Origin of the sequence: Fictibacillus halophilus (assembly GCF_042680145.1) — a bacterium.
In the GTDB taxonomy this organism is placed as follows: domain Bacteria; phylum Bacillota; class Bacilli; order Bacillales; family Fictibacillaceae; genus Fictibacillus; species Fictibacillus halophilus_A.
This window is the reverse complement of the sequence record NZ_JBHTNQ010000008.1, coordinates 1-18,496: the sequence shown is the minus strand read 5'-3', so window position 1 is coordinate 18,496 and position 18,496 is coordinate 1. Positions and strand designations below refer to the sequence as shown.

Genomic DNA, 18,496 nt, shown 5'->3' with positions numbered 1-18,496 from the left:
GATCAAACTCTCCATAAAAGTGTTTGACTTGCTCTAATTTATTACTGACGGAATTAATTCTTAATTCCTTACCTTTGCTTTTGTTCAGTTTTCAAAGAACTTGTTGTAAAACTCGTTTAGTGCGCCGCTCGTTTTGGCGACTTTAATAATATATCACGCTTCACAAGCAGGGTCAATAGCTATTTTAAAATTATTTTCGATTTTAATAAAAAAAGACCAGAAGGCTTGTGTCCCAGCCTCTGGACCGATTAACGACATTACCTTTTATACTGAATTCTATCCTAAAATGAAAAACTCGATCGCGACTAGTGATGCTAATCCTGGCAAGCCTGCTATTCCTGATATTAGTGCTGTGAACATATTGATTGGAATGTGTATATCGTAGGAATTGCCGATCGCATTTAATAGGAAAAGAAGCAAAGCCCCAATACAAAAACGTGTGATTCCAAATCCAAGCCACCTTAAAGGGCGCATTGGAGCACCGACGAGCAAGAGAACGAAGATGATAGTTCCAAGTATCGCGATTACAGTAATAGGCTCCACTGTTTAAACCTCCTATACATACATTCAGTTTTATTTACTAGTCATTGTATGGGAGTTGTCCAAAAAATAGACCAGCAGTTATTTTAATCTGCTGGTCGTTACATTTCTTTTTTTAGCTTCTTTTAATAAGAAGAAATATTTAGATTCTGCTAATTGAAGTTTAAAAATCACTTCTTCTGATGGTTCGACACTGCGTTCCACCATTTCTTTCTGATGCATCCATTCTGTTTTTAATTCATCAAGACTTTGGAGCAACTGTTGATCTCCGGACCGCTTCAAGCGCCCTTTACGGGAAAAAAACATGTAGCAAACCCCTTTAGTTAGATTTCTCTTCTGCCTTCAAGCGCTTTGGATAGCGTAACTTCGTCCGCGTATTCTAAGTCTCCGCCAACTGGGAGTCCATGAGCGATACGGGTAATTTTAATACCTGTGGGTTTTAGAAGCCGTGCCATATACATAGCCGTTGCTTCTCCTTCTATATTTGGATCTGTCGCCATGATAATCTCCTGAACTCCTTCGTCTGTTAAACGTTTTAAGAGCTCAGCGATTTTAATGTCTTCAGGTCCGATACCATCCATAGGGGAGATCGCTCCGTGAAGAACGTGATAAAGGCCTCGGTATTCTTTCATTTTTTCCATTGCGATTACGTCTTTAGAATCATGTACGACACAAATAGTCGAACGGTCTCTGCTCGAATCATCGCAGATCATACAAGGATCACGGTCAGTAATATGAAAACAATTGGAACAATAGATAAGCTGCCGTTTTGCATTGACCAGCGCACGGCCAAAGTCGAGAACGTCATCATCTTTCATTTCCAATACGAAAAATGCCAGGCGAACCGCCGTTTTCGGTCCGATGCCCGGCAATTTCATAAAGCTTTCAATCAGTTTTGATATCGGTTCAGGATAATGCATGAATAACTCCTAGAATAAACCAGGAATGTTTAGCCCTTTAGTGAATTTGCCCATGTCTTGTGAAACCATTTCGTCTACTTTCTTAAGCGCATCGTTCGTAGCCGCTAACACAAGGTCTTGAAGCATATCAATATCATCCGGGTCTACAACTTCCTCTTTAATTACAATATCAATGATCTCTTTGTGGCCGTTCGCTTTAACAGTAACCATTCCGCCGCCAGCAGTTCCTTCGATCACTTTATCTTTTAACTCCTCTTGAGCCTTTGCCATATCACGCTGCATTTTTTGCATTTGTTTCATCATATTGTTCATGTTGCCTTTCATCACCTTACAACTCCTCCTTATTCGTTCTCTTCTTCTTTTATCTCAATTAAATCATCGCCAACCAATTTAATTGCTTCTGTTATGAGAGGGTCCTCTTTTGTTTCCTGCTCTTCTGAAGAAGGCTGGCCTTGCTGCTGCTCTTTAATGAATTCAGTTTTTAGTTTCTGCCATTCCGGATCCAAAATGGACAGCATGGACAGGTTCTTTCCTATTGTACTATAAACTGCCCCTTCAACATAGCTTCTGTTGTTATCTTGTGAAGCCATCTGCCTGTGAATTTCATGCTGAAATGAAAGCAGGAATAATTGATCGGAACATGCTACTGGTTCTGCTCCAGACAGCAGTGCATAGGCACTTACTTTTTCTGAGCGGATCTTATCTAAGATTTCGCCCCACATGCCTTTTAATTGCACAAGGTTAGGTTTCTTTGCTTTTTTCAGCATCTCCTTTACTTGACCATGGGATGCTCCGCCTTGTGTTCGAATAACCCTTTTTTCTTTAGGTGTTTCCTGCTCGGAAGAACTAGAGCCGCTTTGAGTCCATCCGCCCTGCTTCATCTTAGATAGTTCCTGCTCAAGCTGTTCGATTCTTTGCAAAAGTGGTTCAATAGAAGGATTCTCCTTCTGTGCCGAACCACCTTCTTGTTTTTGATAACATATTTTAATGAACGTAGTCTCTAAAAAGATTTTAGGGTGATTGGTCCATTTCATCTCTTGCTGAGCCTGGTTCAACTGGCTGATGATCGAATAGATACTTTCCGTTTCAGTCGATGAGGCAAGATGTTCAAACGACTCATCTGTTGAAACACGCTCCAATAGCTCTTCAAGCTGCGGCGCTGCTTTATACAGAAGCATATCTCTATAGTAATAGATCAGGTCTCCTAAGAAACGGACAGGATCCTTTCCTTCTTGTAAAAGATCTGATGATATCGTTAAAGCCTTTGATACATCTTTTTCTAAAAAGGCTTCTGCCATTTCTGAAAGATGCTTTTGGGAAGCTGATCCTGTTACAGATAGAACGTCCTCAACCCGTACCTTCTCATCGCTATATGAAATTGCCTGGTCTAGCAAACTTAATGCGTCACGCATACCGCCTTCAGCAGCACGAGCCAGTAATTGCAATGCTTCTTCTTCGACTTCTGTCCCGTTTGCGTCGACGACCTTTTTCATCCGTCCGATAATAGACTGAGATGAAATCCGCTTAAAATCAAAGCGCTGGCATCTTGAAACAATGGTAGCCGGAATTTTATGCGGCTCTGTCGTTGCTAAAATAAAAATGACATGACTTGGCGGTTCTTCAAGAGTTTTTAATAAAGCATTAAACGCTCCAGTGGATAACATATGTACTTCATCAATAATATAGACTTTGTACGTTACCGATGAAGGAGCAAACTTAACCTTATCCCGAATGTCACGAATATCATCTACTCCTGTATTGGATGCCGCATCAATTTCGAGCACATCAGAAATAGTTCCGTTAGTTATACCTCTGCATGCATCACATTCATTGCAAGGCTCGGACACTGGGGCACGCTCGCAGTTAACGGCTTTTGCAATAATCTTGGCTGCGCTAGTTTTCCCCGTTCCTCGTGGTCCTGAAAACAGGTAGGCATGGGAAAGCTTGTCCTGCATCAAGGCGTTTTGAATCGTTTTCGTAATGTGTTCCTGCCCGACCACATCTTCAAAGCTTTGCGGTCTCCATACACGGTAGAGTGCCTGATAACTCATCCCTTTGCCTCCCTAAAATCACTTCATTCTTTCTTTATTATACTGAAACATTACAAAAAACTCACCCCTGAGACAAGGATGAGTTATTGTTTATATATTAGAATGCCGCGCACCTCTCTTTGGAATAGTCAACCTATGCGTACAAACGCAGTTAGCTCAGTCCAGGTTGCCCCACGGCACACGAAGTGGTCCACTTACTGCTGCTTCCTTCCGGACCTGACAGGGTTCATGGGTCTCCGTTGCGCAGGACCCGGACATCAACACCACTTACGTCCGTCAGACCATACGTTGAACTAACCGAGGAGAGGAATTCAACCTCGCTACAGCGGATTGCGAGTACAGGGCACCGCTACCTCCCCATCTAGCGCGACAAAGTGTATAACATTGTTAGATGCACAATCAAATGTGCAAGATTTAGTATACTATGCCTGTCATTAAAAATCAACTGTACAAGCCTTAAAGCTCTCTCTTTTGCTCTTCCTTTTCTTTCCTTTTACGATCTCGGAGGTTTTTAAAAAAGGTTGAAAGGATTTCACGACATGCTTCTTCTTTTACACCTGAGACTATTTCACATTGATGATTAAAGCGGTCTTCTTGTAAAAGGTTCATCAATGTACCCGCACAGCCCCCTTTTGGATCTCTGGCTCCATATACGACTCTGTTTACCCTCGAGAGAACGATAGCACCAGCACACATTGCACATGGTTCCAGCGTTACATATAGAGTCATCCCTTCGAGTCTCCATGCGCCTGTTTCTTTACAAGCTTTATCGATCGCTAATAATTCGGCATGGGCGATGGCTCTTTGTTCGACTTCGCGCAAATTGTGAGCCCTTGAAATAATCTCATCACCTTTTACTAATACAGCACCAATCGGGACTTCACCGATTTCAGCCGCTTTCTCCGCTTCTTTTAACGCAAATTCCATGAAATACTCATCTTTTTCTAATATCTCCATTATCGTCCCGCTCCAAAGTTTTAGTTGATAGAGATTATACAAGAGGTTTTGTAAATAATAAAGAAAGGAATCTTTTCAATAAGGCATTGATTAGAGTGCAAGGTGCGAGACTCCTGCGGGATCAGCGGGGCAGGTGAGACCCCGCCAGCGCGAAGCGATAGGGAGGCTCACCGCACGCCCCGCGGAAAGCGAGCATCCTGTAACGGAAATCAACTACCATCAAAAAAAAAGGAGAGGGACATCTATGACTCAGAATGAAAACAAGATCCCTGTCGCCATGCTTATTATTGACGTTATTAATGACTTTAATTTTCCTGAAGCCCCTCTTTTATTAAAAACATCTGCTCCTATCGCAGAAAAAATATCAAAACTAAAAAAACGGGCAAAAAAAGAAGGTATACCTGTTATTTATGTAAATGACAATTTCGGACAATGGCAGTCCGATAAACAAAAACTCGTCGAGTACTGTATGGAACAAGATGGAGGGGTGTTCGTAAAAAAGCTGCAGCCTGACGATGACGACTATTTTGTAATAAAACCAAAGCACTCTGGATTTTTTTCAACGCCTTTATCAACTTTATTAAATGATCTTAAAGTGCAAACACTGATTATATGCGGTGTTGCAGGAAATATTTGTGTCCTCTTTACAGCAAATGACGCCTATATGCGCGGATTCGATATATATGCACCAGCTGATTGTTCAGCATCTAATATAGAAGAAGACAATGAAAGAGCGTTAATATTAATGGAAAAAACACTCGATGCAGATATCAGTCCTAGTGAAGAATTGGATCTATCTGCTATGATCGAGCAAGCTAATAAAAGTAAACAAAGGAAAATCTACTAAGAAGTTGTTATTATTGATTAATTTTACCGATAATCTATCCACCTTTTCCAAACGTATGCTACAATATTCTTTGTCTGTAATTTTTCGTTTTGTTAACAGAAAGGGAGGAAAAGGAAGATGAGTTCAACCCCCTTTATCGCAGTTGAAGGGCCGATTGGCGTAGGGAAAACATCACTGGCAAAAGCCATTGCAGAGCACTTTAAATTTCAATTATTAGAGGAAATTGTAGAAGAGAATCCTTTTCTCGGAAAATTTTACGACGACATCGATGAGTGGAGTTTTCAAACCGAGATGTTCTTTCTTTGCAACAGGTACAAACAGCTTGAAGATATTCAAGATCAATATCTAGCAAAACAAACACCTGTCGTTTCCGATTATCATATTTTTAAGAACAGAATCTTTGCCGGTCGTACGCTAAAAGACCGTCATTACAATAAATACATGCAGTGCTTTGATATCTTAACAGAAGATATGCCTGTACCGAACATGATCATATACTTAAATGCTAGCCTTGATACATTGTTAGAACGTGTTAGAAAGCGCGGGCGGTTTATTGAACAAAACATGGAGCCTGCATACTTAGAACAGCTTGCTGCTGACTATGATACATTCATGTCAGCCTTTAAAAGACAGCATCCTGAAATTCCGGTGCTGACTTTCAATGGAGACGAGTTAGATTTTGTTGCGTATGAAACGGATAAAGAGAAAATCTTATCCTTAATAGATGCAACTTTGAAAAAAGGAGAAGTTGCAAAATGAACAAGCTCATCCAATACGGCATTCCAAATGATGCTGTAATTACCGTGGCAGGAATGGTTGGTGCAGGTAAATCAACATTGACCAACGCTCTTGCAAATAAATTAAATTTCCGTACATCAATGGAAAAGGTCGACAACAATCCATACTTAGAAAATTTCTATCATGATTTCAAAAGATGGAGCTTTCATCTGCAAATTTTCTTTTTAGCTGAACGATTTAAAGAGCAAAAAAGAATGTTTGATTATGGCGGAGGATTTGTTCAGGATCGTTCCATCTATGAAGATACAGGCATTTTTGCCCGCATGCATTATGATAAAGGGAATATGTCCGAGGTGGACTATGAAACATATACCCACCTGTTTGAAGCAATGGTGATGACACCTTACTTCCCTCAACCGGATTGTTTGATTTATCTGGAAGGTTCTTTAGATGACATTTTAGCTCGTATTCAAAAGCGAGGACGCAAGATGGAGCAAGAGACACCTGTATCGTATTGGGAAGAAATGTACGACCGCTATGAAAAGTGGATCGCATCTTTTAACTCATGTCCGGTACTCCGTGTAAACATTAACGACTATGACCTTCGTGAAAACCCTGAATCAATCGATCATATCGTAGGAAAAATCGCACAAAAGATTGAAGCAAAAAGAGAAGTTCGTTTATAAAAGCAAAAGCCCCGCAAGTCATTAAATTGACACGGGGCTTAATTTTTTAGCTTTCTTTTGGAGGAGAAGTTGATTTCCGCTTCAGGATGCTCGCTTTCCGCGGGGCGTGCGGTGAGCCCCCTCGGCGCTTTACGGCCTGCGGGGTCTCACCTGTCCTGCTGCTCCCGCAGGAGTCTCGCACCTTACGCTCCAATCAACTTTATCTACGATGTGCTTACACACCCTTTTCTAGTTACGAAAACAGTCTTATTTTTTCATCCATTCAGGCTTGCCGAAGCCTTTGAACTCTTTATCGATTACTTCTTCAAATTCTTTGGATTCCACTACTTCTTTTATATCTTTGGCAAATGCCGATTCAAGATCTTTCGTATTAACGACTACACGATTTCGATACGTATCAGGCATATTTTCAAGCTGAAGCGCGTCCAGCAGATCCATTTTTGCAGCGAGTGCAAAGTTTCCTGGTACTGCAGAAACATCAGCACTTTGTACGGCACGCGGAAGCTGGGCTGCCTCTAACGGTTTAAAGTTTAAGTTTTTTGGATTGTCTTTAATATCTTTTTCGGACGCTGTCAGCTGATTGATATTTTCTTTAATCGTAATAAGTCCAGCATCTTCAAGCATGATTAATGTACGCGCTAAGTTCACCGGATCGTTAGGAATCGCAAGTGTGCTTCCTTCTTTAATCTCATCTATCGATTTGAATTTATTAGAATACAATCCCATTGGGGCTGTAGGTACTATGATAACTTCAGATAATTTTAGATTTTTTTCTTTTGCGAAGTTCTCCATATACACTTTATGCTGAAAAAGATTTGCATCGAGATCACCTTTAGAAAGCGCCAAATTTGGCTGGATATAATCGCTGAATTCAACAACCTTTACTTTATAGCCTTTTTTCTCTAAAGAGGGTTTTATCGCTTTGTTTACCATATCTGTGTAGGGACCAGCAGTTGCTCCAAGTGTGATTTCTTTATCTTTTGATGCCCCTGATGTGGAAGAGCAAGCAGCTAAAGCCAGTACAGCAATTGCAGTGAATAGTGTAAGTATAATTTTTTTCATGTGGTATCCCCTTTTTATCTTTTATTTACCGCTCGAGCTACTCCGTCACCAATGACCTGCATAAGCTGCACAATGACAATCAGCAGAACAACAGTTGTAAACATAATGGTGTTGTCATATCTGTAATAGCCGAATCGAATCGCAAAATCACCGATCCCTCCGCCCCCTACAATACCTGCCATTGCAGAGTAGCCTAATAAGCTTATTGCTGTGACAGTAATCGCTTGAACGATTCCTGGTTTCGCTTCAGGAAGCAGCACTTCACGGATGATCATCCATGGCGTTGCTCCTACCGCAACAGCCGCTTCAATCACACCTTTATCGATCTCCCTTAATGAGGTTTCAACTAAACGTGCGAAGAATGGAATAGCGGCTACAGACAATGATACTGACGCTGCAGTTGGACCGATCGTTGTACCCGTGATCAGCTGAGTTAAAGGCAGCAAAGCTACTAGAAGGATGATAAAAGGTACGGAACGGATTAAATTTACTAAAATCCCTGCAATTTGTTTAATCCAGACGTTTTCAAACAATAAACCTTTGTCTGTAACAAACAGGGCTACTCCTAACGGAAGGCCTACGATCAGAGAAACACCTAATGAGATCGCGACCATATATAATGTCTCAAAAAATGCTTTATTCAAATCTGGCAGGATGCTGTACAAAGAATCAAGCAACTTGTTTCACCACCTCTAAATTTTCGATTCTGTCTTTAATGTAAGCGATGGCACGCTTAACTTCTGCCTCTTCACCTATCAGTTCCATAATAAATATCCCTAACGGTGTTTCCTGGATGTATTCAATCTTTCCGTGAAGAATATTTCCTTTTACCTTAAAGTTTTGGAAGAGTTCAGAGACGACTGCTTCTTCTGCTATCGCGCCTTTAAAATGAATCTTAATCACCACTCCTTTACGTCCTTTTAAGAGCGGTTCAGGAAGGTTCATTTGTATGACACTGCTAATAAACGTTTTCGTTAACTCTTTCTCTGGATGTGCAAATAAGTTATAAACATCACCTGTCTCGATGATTTCTCCATCCTGCATCACTGCCATCCTATGACAGATCTCTTTTACGACTTCCATCTCATGTGTGATAAGGACAATTGTGATGCCAAGCTTTTTATTGATGGATTGCAGAAGTGAAAGAATAGCTTTTGTTGTATTTGGATCGAGTGCAGAAGTAGCTTCATCACAAAGCAAAACTTTTGGATCGTTGGCAAGTGCCCGTGCAATTCCGACCCGCTGCTTTTGTCCGCCGCTCAGCTGAGCCGGATACTGATCCTTTTGATTTTCTAACCCCACCATCTGTAACAGTTCAAGAGTCTTATGATTAATTTCATCTTTCTTTTTTCCAGCAGCTTTTAACGCAAATGCGATATTTTCATATACGGTTTTTGCACTAATAAGATAAAAATGCTGAAAGATCATTCCTATTTTTAGCCGTTCTTCTCGAAGTTCTTTTTTAGATAATTTCGTAATGGAGACACCGTCGATTAAAATCTCGCCTGATGTTGGCTTCTCTAATAAATTTAAGCAACGGAGGAGAGAGCTTTTCCCAGCACCGCTGTAGCCAACAATTCCGAATATCTCACCCTTTTCTATCGTAAGTGACACATTCTTGACCCCAACAATGTCTTTTCCTTTAGCGGAATATATTTTCGTAACATCACGCACTTCAATCATATTTCTGTCCTCCTTCAATATAAAAAGCCCTCTTCATTCAATGGAAGAGGGCGAATAGACATACATCGACTTATCTTCCAGAATGAATGAATCATTCTGCAGGAAGTAGCACCGTTCCATAATGGAGGTTGCCGGACGTCATTGGGCCTGATCCCTCAGTCTCTCTTAATAAGTGTTGATTATTTGATTAAGTTATAATTGACATATTACTACCTGTCGAAAAGTTCTGTCAATAATATTTTTTTACCGCTTTAAAGTGTTAGCGCTTACATCGCTTATAGGATAAGGAAAAATAATTTTACAGTTAATTAAGTTGCCATTGAAAGTAGTTGATTTCCGCTCCAGGCTGCTCGCTTTCCACGGGGCGTGCGGTGAGCCTCCTGCCGCTTTGCGCCATTAGGAGTCTCCACCTGACCGCTCGTCCCGTAGGAGTCTCGCCCCTTGCACTCCAATCAACTTGCAAATGATGAAAATAGAAAAAGCCAAAAGCAACAATCGTTTAGAAAATAAAAACAACAAAAAACCTCACCTGATAAGCTCAGATGAGGTTGAATATGTATATGGAGGAGGTAGAGGGATTCGAACCCCCGCGGGTCGTTAAACCCCTGTCGGTTTTCAAGACCGATCCCTTCAGCCGGACTTGGGTATACCTCCGTGTGACTGACAAGAACTATAATAACATGTGAGTAAATATAGTGTCAACGTAATTTTATAAAAAAATGAAATCTTTTTTCGCAAACTTTGTCGCTATTACAAGAGGTTGTTTTCCGCTCCAGGCGCTCGCTTTCCACGAGGGGTAAGGTGAGCCTTATGGCCGAAAATCCTCGAAATGATAGCTGGAATTGGGGACATTATTTATTTTTTATTTGTAAAATAAAAAATTAGGGCTGCCAAAAGTAAGTTTACCTTACTTTTTGGACAGCCCCTTTTGGTTTACTTGATTACTTCTTTATTGCCCATGTATGGACGAAGTACTTCTGGAATGATAACCGTTCCATCTTCTTGCTGGTAGTTCTCTAAAATTGCTGCTAATGTTCGTCCGATCGCTAATCCAGATCCGTTTAGCGTATGAACCAATTCTGGCTTGCCTTTCGCTTCTCTGCGGAAACGAATTTGAGCACGGCGCGCTTGAAAATCTTCAAAGTTAGAGCAAGAAGAGATCTCGCGGTATTCACCATAGCTTGGAAGGTATACTTCGATATCGTACTTTTTAGCAGCTGTAAATCCAAGGTCAGCCGTACACATGCTTAGTACACGGTATGGAAGGTTTAGAAGCTGCAATACTTTTTCTGCATGACCTGTTAGCTTTTCAAGTTCTTCGTAAGAATCTTCCGGCTTAACAAAGCGTACAAGCTCTACTTTATTAAACTGATGCTGACGGATTAAACCGCGAGTGTCACGCCCTGCAGACCCCGCTTCAGAACGGAAGCACGCGCTGTATGCTGCATAAGTTATTGGAAGCTCATCAGCTGATAGAATTTCTTCACGGTGCATATTTGTTACAGGTACTTCTGATGTTGGAATCAGGAAATAATCCTCTTCACGAATCTTAAATGCGTCTTCTTCAAACTTAGGAAGCTGCCCAGTTCCTGTCATACTTTGACGATTAACCATGTATGGAGGCAGAACCTCTGTATACCCGTGTTCGTCTTCATGAAGGTCCATCATAAAGTTGATCAGTGCACGCTCTAAACGTGCCCCAAGACCTTTATAAAATGCGAAACGGCTTCCAGTTACCTTTGCTCCTCGTTCAAAATCAACAATGTTCAAGTCAGTTGCGATATCCCAGTGTGCTTTTGCTTCAAAAGAAAACTCTGGTACATCACCCCAGTGGCGAATGGGTACGTTATCATCTTCTGTTTCTCCAACAGGGACACTTTCATGCGGTATGTTAGGCAGCGTCAGCATAATTCCGTGAAGATCTTCTTCTACTTGACGAAGTTCATCATCAATCGTTTTAATTTTATCCCCTACTTCACGCATTTCAGTAATAAGATGGTCAGCGTCTTTTTTCTCACGTTTGAATTCTGCTACCTGTTTAGATACCTCATTACGCTTAGACTTTAAAGCCTCCGTTTCACCGATTAATTCACGGCGGCGCTGATCAAGTGCTTCAAACTGATTCAAACCAGAAAGGTCTTCTCCTCTTGCAGACAGTTTTTGTTTCACTTCTTCAAAATTAGCACGGACAAATTTTAAATCCAACATACTTATTTCCTCCTTTATTCGTTATAAAAAATCAAAAAACTCCCGCCCCTGCTCCTAATGATCACATTAGAAACAGGGACGAGAGTTAACCCGCGTTGCCACCCTGATTGCAATAGAACTATGCCTACTGCCGGCTCATTTAAGTATAACGGTTCTTCACCGGAAATGCTTACTTACTTTCGGCTTTTCACTCGAGGATGGATTCACAAAATACTTTGATCGGTTTTCACCAGCCACCGACTCTCTAAACAAAGTCATTTTTGCTACTAGTTCCTGTCATTGATTTTTTATGATGATTTTATAGTAATGTACAGCATTTTTCTATTTTATGCAACTACTTCTTTGTTGGATTGCACCATTTTTACAAAATACTGATGTAAACGGTGGTCGTCCGTCAATTCCGGATGGAAAGCTGCACATAAGAAATGACCTTGTTTGGCTGCAACAATTCGGTCGTTATGCTTTGAAAGAATTTCAACTTCAGGACCTACTTCAACGATAAACGGTGCTCGTATGAATACGCCTGTAAAATCTTCACCGACTCCGTGAATCATAAGATCAGCTTCAAAGCTGTCAACTTGGCGGCCAAACGCGTTGCGTTCAACTGTCATGTCGATCAGCTCCAGATGAGCTGTGTCCTGACCCTGAATTCTTTTTGCCATTAAAATTAATCCTGCACAAGTACCAAAAATAGGTTTGTTTTTTGCAAATTCCTTTAACGGTTCAAGGAATAGATATTTATCGATCAATCGTCTCATCGCTGTACTTTCACCGCCTGGCATTACCAAGCCATCAAGATCCTCAAGCTCTTCTACACGTTTTACTGCTATAGCTTGAGCTCCAGAAGCTTCTATCGCTTTAACATGCTCCTGTACTGCTCCTTGTAAAGCAAGAACTCCGATTTTCAGCATGTAATTACCAGCCTCGCTCCTGCATGCGCTCACCTTGAGCCAGTGTAGAGATTTCGATACCTTTCATAGGAGTACCAAGACCTTTTGAGAGTTCAGCGATTAATTTGTAATCTTGATAGTGTGTAGTTGCTTCAACGATTGCGCGAGCAAACTTTTCTGGGTTCTCAGATTTGAAGATTCCAGATCCTACGAATACGCCGTCTGCACCAAGCTGCATCATAAGTGCTGCATCCGCTGGTGTAGCGATACCGCCTGCTGCAAAGTTAACTACAGGTAACTTGCCTGCTTTTTTGATTTGAAGAAGTACTTCAAAGGGAGCACCTAAGTTTTTGGCTTCAGTCATTAGCTCATCTTCGCTCATTGCAACAACTTTGCGGATTTGTCCTTGAATCATTCTCATGTGACGAACGGCTTCAACGATGTTTCCTGTTCCAGGCTCACCTTTTGTACGAAGCATTGATGCACCTTCACCAATACGGCGAGATGCTTCTCCAAGATCACGTGCACCGCATACGAAAGGTACAGTGTAGTCACTCTTCAACAAGTGGAAAACTTCATCTGCAGGTGTTAACACTTCACTCTCGTCGATGTAGTCAACACCCATTGCTTCAAGCACGCGTGCTTCAACAATATGTCCAATACGCGCCTTTGCCATCACAGGAATAGATACAGCATTTAAAACTTCTTCTACGATTGTTGGATCAGCCATACGGGCTACCCCGCCTGCTGCACGAATATCTGAAGGAACACGTTCTAATGCCATTACTGCTACTGCACCAGCTTCTTCGGCAATACGTGCTTGCTCAGCGTTAATAACGTCCATAATGACGCCGCCTTTTTGCATTTCTGCCATTCCTCTTTTTACACGTTCAGTACCTGTTTTTAACATGCTACACTACCCCCTGATTATATGTGGTATAACCGATTTAATCGGTTCTTTTAAAATAAAACTAGTATCCTCATCTATTTTATCGTAATTCATAAAAAGCGCAAGACTCTCTATTTTCAGAAAAAAAGCTCCTCAGCATGCGCTGAAGAGCTTATAAATATTATGAAATTAAAACAAACCTTTAATCATGTCCACAGTTCCGGACCAGATTCCGCCAAAGAAGCTTCCGACACCTCTTAACGCAAGAACGAACCAGTTTGCTTTTTCAACAGATTTTGTTGTAACAACTTCTGTCTTTCCTTTTGTATCTCCATCAAGCAGGTAACCGTAATCTTCGCCTTTACCTTTGTACTCGATATTGAGATGGCCTACAACATCTCCCTTTTTAACAGGGGCAGTTAATTCACCATCTTTATTGATTTTTTTCTTATCTACTACAAATTTAGGTTTGTAGTTCTCTTTTTCCCCTCGTTTAATAACAAGAGAAAGAGGCTCTTTCGTTGAAACTTTAACTTCTTTCTCTTTCCCTTTTACGACAGGAAGAGTTTTTTGATCTTTCATCTGATAATTACCAGGTAAGATCTCTGCTTTTTCGAAGTTATCAAATCCGTAGTCAAATAGCTTTTTCGTTTCATCAAAACGTGCTTTATAGCTGTTGGTTTTCATAACAACAGACAAAAGACGTGTATCACCTTTTTTAATCGTACCTGTAAATGCAAAACCAGCAAGATCCGTAGATCCTGTTTTCAAACCGTCTACACCCTCATATCCATAAACAAGCTCAGGAAGCATCCAGTTCCAGTTATCCATTTCAATTTCATCGTCAGTACCTTCACGGAAATTTTTCACAGGGATACTTGCTGTTTCTAGGACTTCCGGATAATCATTGATCAAACGGAAAGCAAGAATTGCCGTAGATCGTGCACTCATCATATTCTCTTCATTTGCATCTCCAGCTGCGTGCTGACCCATTAAATCTTTGTTGTTCAAACCAGTGGAGTTTACAAAATGATAATCTTTTAAGCCTAATTCTTTTGCTTTAGCATTCATTTTTTTAACGAATTCAGCTTCAGAACCAGAAATTAATTCTGCTAACGCAATCGTCGCTCCGTTTGCAGAGTATATAGCCATAGCTTCATATAACTCACGAACAGTGTACTGCTCGTCTACTCTTAATGGTACGTTAGACAGTCCGCGATTTTGTGAGATCTTATGGGCGTGTTCAGTGATACGCGTTTTTTGATCCCATGAAATTTTATTTTTCTTGATTGATTCTAACAATAAGTATTCAGTCATCATTTTGGTCATACTTGCTGGAGGAAGCATCATATCAACATTTTTCTGATATAATATTTTCCCTGTATCACCATCTACCAATATAGCAGCCTCAGCTTTCACATCTAAAGACGGCGCTGCACTTGCTGAATTTGAAAATCCTAATAAACTCGTTGCAAAAAACGAAAAAATCAATGTTAACACTAAAAGTTGTTTTATCTTGCTGTTCAAAAACTGCACCTCCAAACCCATTTACACACAAAAATTATTGTAACATACACCTTTTCAAAAAAATAGACAGAGGTTAGCCCTCTGTCCTAAAAATGTGCCTTTAGACCGAATAATTTGGTGCTTCTTTAGTAATTTGTACTTGATGCGGATGACTCTCGCGAAGTCCAGCTCCTGTAATTTTTACAAAACGGGAGTCATTTTGAAGTTCCTCGATCGTTGCCGTTCCGCAATAACCCATTCCTGAACGGATGCCCCCAATAAGCTGATATACGGTATCTGCAAGAGGACCTTTGTACGGTACGCGTCCCTCGATGCCTTCTGGAACAAGCTTTTTATTATTTTCCTGGAAATATCGATCACTGCTGCCGCGTTCCATCGCACCAACAGAACCCATTCCGCGATAAACCTTAAACTGGCGCCCTTGGAAGATTTCACGCTCTCCTGGACTCTCTGATACCCCAGCAAGCATGCTGCCAAGCATTACTGCATGTCCGCCTGCAGCTAATGCTTTGACGATATCGCCAGAATACTTGATGCCGCCGTCCGCTATGATTGGAACACCGTATTTCTTTGCTTCTGTTGCACAGTCATAAACAGCTGTCACTTGCGGAACACCTACACCTGCAACAACACGAGTCGTACAGATTGATCCGGGGCCGATTCCTACTTTTACAACACTTGCTCCGGCTTCAATAAGGTCACGCGTTGCTTCTGCAGTAGCTACGTTTCCTGCGATAATCGTTAAATCCGGATAAGCAGCTCTTACTTCATTAACTTTTTGCAAAACACCTTCTGAATGCCCATGTGCTGTATCAAGAACGATCGCATCCACACCGGCTTCAACCAGCTTCTCAACACGCAGCAGTGCATCTTTTGTAACTCCGACTGCAGCACCTACCAAGAGACGTCCTTGAGAATCTTTTGCAGAGTTAGGGAATTCGATAACTTTTTCAATATCCTTAATTGTGATCAAACCTTGTAGCGTACCATCTTCATCAACTAAAGGAAGTTTTTCAATTTTATATTGCTGAAGGGTTTTCTCCGCTTCTTTTAAAGTAGTTCCTACAGGAGCTGTTACTAAGTTCTCCTTCGTCATTACATCTGAGATCTTAATGGAATAATCTTGAACGAAACGTAAGTCACGGTTTGTAAGTATACCTACCAGTTTTTTATCAGCATCTACAATCGGTACACCGCTAATACGGTATTTACCCATTAAGTGCTCTGCATCAAAAACTTGGTGTTCTGGCGTTAAATAGAATGGATTTGTGATTACACCACTCTCAGAACGTTTTACACGGTCAACTTGTTCAGCCTGTTCTTCGATCGACATATTCTTATGAATAATTCCAAGGCCGCCTTGACGCGCCATTGCAATCGCCATGTTTGATTCCGTTACAGTATCCATCCCAGCACTTATAATCGGAATATTTAATCGCACAGAATCAGATAACCTTGTTTTAATTGAAACCTCATTAGGAAGAACTGAAGATTTCGCAGGAATTAATAACACATCATCAAACGTTAATCCTTCTTTAGCAAATTTATCTTGCCACATGCCGAACCCACCCCTTCAAATTTTTAATCCAGAAAAATATTATTTGTAGATTATCAACTGGGTAAACTAGTGTCAAGGAATACAAGATATGTTCGATTTTTCAAATAATTTAAATTACAGGAGGAAAATAACCCGTGGTAATAAGGCAAGATGTATGGTCTTTGTTTGATATGTTCTTTTCCTCTCAAAAAACACAGCAATTTCTAGCAAAACAATATGAAAAATTAAATTTGCAGGATAGCAACGGAAAAAGCTTTGATAATACTTATGGATTTATTTACTATATTGAACACGGAAAAAAATACTATACGCTGGCAGATCAAGCTCCTTCAGAACTTAAACCTGTGCTTCTCTTTTATGGAATGACTCAGTTGATGAAGGCTTGTATATTATGCATGGATCCTGAATATCCCGATTCGAGTTCCGTCTTGGCTCATGGATTATCTACACGAAAGAGAAAAAAACGGAGCTACGAATTTTTTAATGATGAGGTGAAAGTACAAAAAACAGGTCTGTTTAATCATTTTTGCGAAAAAATGTTTCACATGAAACACATCGAAGGCGAAAAGTTTATGATGTATCATCTTCTTAAAACATTGCCAGAATTAGGACCTTTATTTAAACAAATGACAGGTTCATTTTATCAAATTAGAATGAACAAAAATGTGAATAATACCTTTTCATTATCTGGTGAAGCTGCCGACTTATTGCATATGTCAGATGAAAGGTTTGCGGAATATATGAATGGTATTTTTTCTTCTAATATGATCATTGAGTTGAATGATTCAAATAATTATCAAATAGTTATAAAAGATAATCTGCACCCATTTAGTTGTTTCCCTCTAAATTATCACCTTGCAGAAAACACCTATTACTTTCCTGTTGATCGTGAATTATTGCAAATGCCAGTTCTCAATGAATTGATGGTTCATTATGTTCTTCTCTATAACTTAAGTATGATTAGCCGTTATGATACAGAATGGTGGAGTGAACTGTTCCACACCTATACCTCACATGAGCTGCCTTTTATTAATCAATTCCTAAACGTAACAGCTCAGAAAATCCCCTATCTATTTGGCCAATTACTCCATACCATGGATATACCTTAATTATAAGAAGAAGAAACCAACCAGTGCAGATTATGCCTGGTTGGTCTTTTGGGAATATTTAATTTTTCGTGTGAAATTAGAAATGAACATTACTGATAGGTTAAATTAAATAATAATTGATAATTCGGTTTTACTTTAAAAAAACATTCGCTGTTATCGTTATAAGAAATATCCATAATACAGCATGATAACAATTCCTATAGGCACGGAGTAAGATTTTATCATTATCTGCCCTACCTTCCTTTTCTAAAACCGACATAGATCGTATAGAAAGGAAATACAAAATAGAAAAAATAATAAATAATAAAATGATTATAATTTCCATCTTAATTCTCCTCATTTGTAACTTTGCCTAAATTGTATTATTTTACTATTTATAAACCTTTAAAAAAATATAGTATTTTTTTAGCAGACTTTTAGAGAGTTAGTGTGAATTTTTGATTGGTGTACGGAATGGGCGGTTTTATGGGGGTGTTACTAGTGGGGTTATTGGGGTAAAAAGCGTTTTTAGGCCGTAATTTTTTTTTCTAGTCTGTAATTTTATTTTCTAGGCTGTAATTTGGATTTATAAGCCGTAATTAAATTTTCTAGACTGTAAATCTTACTTTCCAGGCTGTAATTTTTTTTATAGATTTTCGACAAAAATGAGGTGGATCAGCTATCTGCTTCACCGCTTTTTATGTGACCAACATGTTTTTTCTATAAAAAAGCTGCTTTCTTTTCAACACAAAAAAAGAAGATGGATCTTCATCCATCTTCCTCATTGCCTAGCGACGTCCTACTCTAACAGGGGGAGACCCCCAACTACCATCGGCGCTGAAGAGCTTAACT

General features: G+C 40.1%; 18 protein-coding genes, 1 tRNA gene, 1 other RNA gene, 1 riboswitch and 1 other annotated feature. Of the genes, 4 read left to right on the top strand and 16 right to left on the bottom strand.

What is annotated here, in order from left to right; translation table 11 throughout:
• Positions 1–276 precede the first annotated feature (276 nt).
• From ACFQ4X_RS19070 to tadA, 7 genes are all read right to left on the bottom strand, one after another.
• A complete protein-coding gene (locus tag ACFQ4X_RS19070; RefSeq protein WP_379837999.1) occupies positions 277–543 on the bottom strand; it encodes a pro-sigmaK processing inhibitor BofA family protein in 267 nt (88 codons plus the stop codon).
• Positions 544–621: 78 nt separating this feature from the next.
• Positions 622–846 (bottom strand): YaaL family protein, encoded by a 225-nt coding sequence (locus tag ACFQ4X_RS19065; protein ID WP_379837997.1) that lies wholly within the window; start codon positions 844–846, stop codon positions 622–624.
• Between the two features lie 17 nt (positions 847–863).
• On the bottom strand, positions 864–1,460 hold the full coding sequence (gene recR, locus ACFQ4X_RS19060) for a recombination mediator RecR (RefSeq protein ID WP_379837995.1): 597 nt from the start codon (positions 1,458–1,460) through the stop codon (positions 864–866).
• 9 nt (positions 1,461–1,469) lie between these two features.
• Positions 1,470–1,784: a YbaB/EbfC family nucleoid-associated protein gene (locus ACFQ4X_RS19055; protein ID WP_379838003.1), complete on the bottom strand. Its 315-nt coding sequence runs from the start codon at positions 1,782–1,784 to the stop codon at positions 1,470–1,472.
• A gap of 17 nt (positions 1,785–1,801) precedes the next feature.
• Positions 1,802–3,511 carry a DNA polymerase III subunit gamma/tau gene (gene dnaX / locus ACFQ4X_RS19050; RefSeq protein WP_379837993.1) on the bottom strand — a complete coding sequence of 570 codons (1,710 nt, stop codon included), beginning with the start codon at positions 3,509–3,511 and terminating at the stop codon, positions 1,802–1,804.
• 105 nt (positions 3,512–3,616) lie between these two features.
• Positions 3,617–3,881, bottom strand: an RNA gene (ffs, locus tag ACFQ4X_RS19045) — signal recognition particle sRNA large type.
• A gap of 86 nt (positions 3,882–3,967) precedes the next feature.
• The gene (tadA, locus tag ACFQ4X_RS19040) at positions 3,968–4,468 is read right to left on the bottom strand and encodes a tRNA adenosine(34) deaminase TadA (protein ID WP_379837991.1); all 501 of its coding nucleotides are present in this window, start codon (positions 4,466–4,468) and stop codon (positions 3,968–3,970) included.
• A gap of 244 nt (positions 4,469–4,712) precedes the next feature.
• Between tadA and ACFQ4X_RS19035 the strand changes: the two genes are divergently transcribed.
• The 3 genes from ACFQ4X_RS19035 (at position 4,713) to ACFQ4X_RS19025 (ending at position 6,739) form a co-directional block, all read left to right on the top strand.
• Positions 4,713–5,315, top strand: a complete 603-nt coding sequence (locus tag ACFQ4X_RS19035) for an isochorismatase family cysteine hydrolase (protein WP_379837989.1) — start codon at positions 4,713–4,715, stop codon at positions 5,313–5,315.
• 117 nt (positions 5,316–5,432) lie between these two features.
• Complete coding sequence (locus ACFQ4X_RS19030) at positions 5,433–6,074, top strand: deoxynucleoside kinase (RefSeq protein WP_379837987.1); 642 nt, start codon at positions 5,433–5,435, stop codon at positions 6,072–6,074.
• On the top strand, positions 6,071–6,739 hold the full coding sequence (locus ACFQ4X_RS19025; protein WP_379837985.1) for a deoxynucleoside kinase: 669 nt from the start codon (positions 6,071–6,073) through the stop codon (positions 6,737–6,739). Before ACFQ4X_RS19030 ends, ACFQ4X_RS19025 begins: the two co-directional genes overlap by 4 nt.
• Positions 6,740–6,985: 246 nt before the next feature.
• Here the strand turns inward: ACFQ4X_RS19025 and ACFQ4X_RS19020 are convergent, their stop codons facing one another.
• From ACFQ4X_RS19020 to guaB, 9 genes are all read right to left on the bottom strand, one after another.
• Positions 6,986–7,801 (bottom strand): MetQ/NlpA family ABC transporter substrate-binding protein, encoded by an 816-nt coding sequence (locus ACFQ4X_RS19020; RefSeq protein ID WP_379837983.1) that lies wholly within the window; start codon positions 7,799–7,801, stop codon positions 6,986–6,988.
• A gap of 14 nt (positions 7,802–7,815) precedes the next feature.
• Positions 7,816–8,478: a methionine ABC transporter permease gene (locus ACFQ4X_RS19015; RefSeq protein ID WP_066285344.1), complete on the bottom strand. Its 663-nt coding sequence runs from the start codon at positions 8,476–8,478 to the stop codon at positions 7,816–7,818.
• Positions 8,471–9,484: a methionine ABC transporter ATP-binding protein gene (locus ACFQ4X_RS19010; RefSeq protein WP_379837981.1), complete on the bottom strand. Its 1,014-nt coding sequence runs from the start codon at positions 9,482–9,484 to the stop codon at positions 8,471–8,473. Before ACFQ4X_RS19010 ends, ACFQ4X_RS19015 begins: the two co-directional genes overlap by 8 nt.
• Positions 9,485–9,551: 67 nt before the next feature.
• Positions 9,552–9,659, bottom strand: a riboswitch (SAM riboswitch).
• 386 nt (positions 9,660–10,045) lie between these two features.
• Positions 10,046–10,138, bottom strand: a tRNA-Ser gene (locus ACFQ4X_RS19005).
• Between the two features lie 279 nt (positions 10,139–10,417).
• On the bottom strand, positions 10,418–11,692 hold the full coding sequence (gene serS / locus ACFQ4X_RS19000; protein WP_379837979.1) for a serine--tRNA ligase: 1,275 nt from the start codon (positions 11,690–11,692) through the stop codon (positions 10,418–10,420).
• A 71-nt stretch (positions 11,693–11,763) separates the two neighbouring features.
• Positions 11,764–11,981, bottom strand: a binding site (T-box leader).
• Positions 11,982–12,018: 37 nt separating this feature from the next.
• Positions 12,019–12,603, bottom strand: a complete 585-nt coding sequence (gene pdxT, locus ACFQ4X_RS18995) for a pyridoxal 5'-phosphate synthase glutaminase subunit PdxT (RefSeq protein WP_379837977.1) — start codon at positions 12,601–12,603, stop codon at positions 12,019–12,021.
• A gap of 4 nt (positions 12,604–12,607) precedes the next feature.
• Entirely contained in the window at positions 12,608–13,492 is an 885-nt protein-coding gene (gene pdxS, locus ACFQ4X_RS18990; protein ID WP_066285337.1) for a pyridoxal 5'-phosphate synthase lyase subunit PdxS, read from the bottom strand.
• A gap of 168 nt (positions 13,493–13,660) precedes the next feature.
• Positions 13,661–15,019, bottom strand: coding sequence for a D-alanyl-D-alanine carboxypeptidase family protein (locus tag ACFQ4X_RS18985; protein ID WP_379837975.1), 1,359 nt, complete (start codon positions 15,017–15,019; stop codon positions 13,661–13,663).
• Between the two features lie 79 nt (positions 15,020–15,098).
• Positions 15,099–16,556, bottom strand: coding sequence for an IMP dehydrogenase (guaB, locus tag ACFQ4X_RS18980; RefSeq protein ID WP_379837973.1), 1,458 nt, complete (start codon positions 16,554–16,556; stop codon positions 15,099–15,101).
• A 170-nt stretch (positions 16,557–16,726) separates the two neighbouring features.
• Between guaB and ACFQ4X_RS18975 the strand changes: the two genes are divergently transcribed.
• Entirely contained in the window at positions 16,727–17,665 is a 939-nt protein-coding gene (locus ACFQ4X_RS18975) for a YaaC family protein (RefSeq protein ID WP_379838001.1), read from the top strand.
• Positions 17,666–18,496: the final 831 nt, after the last annotated feature.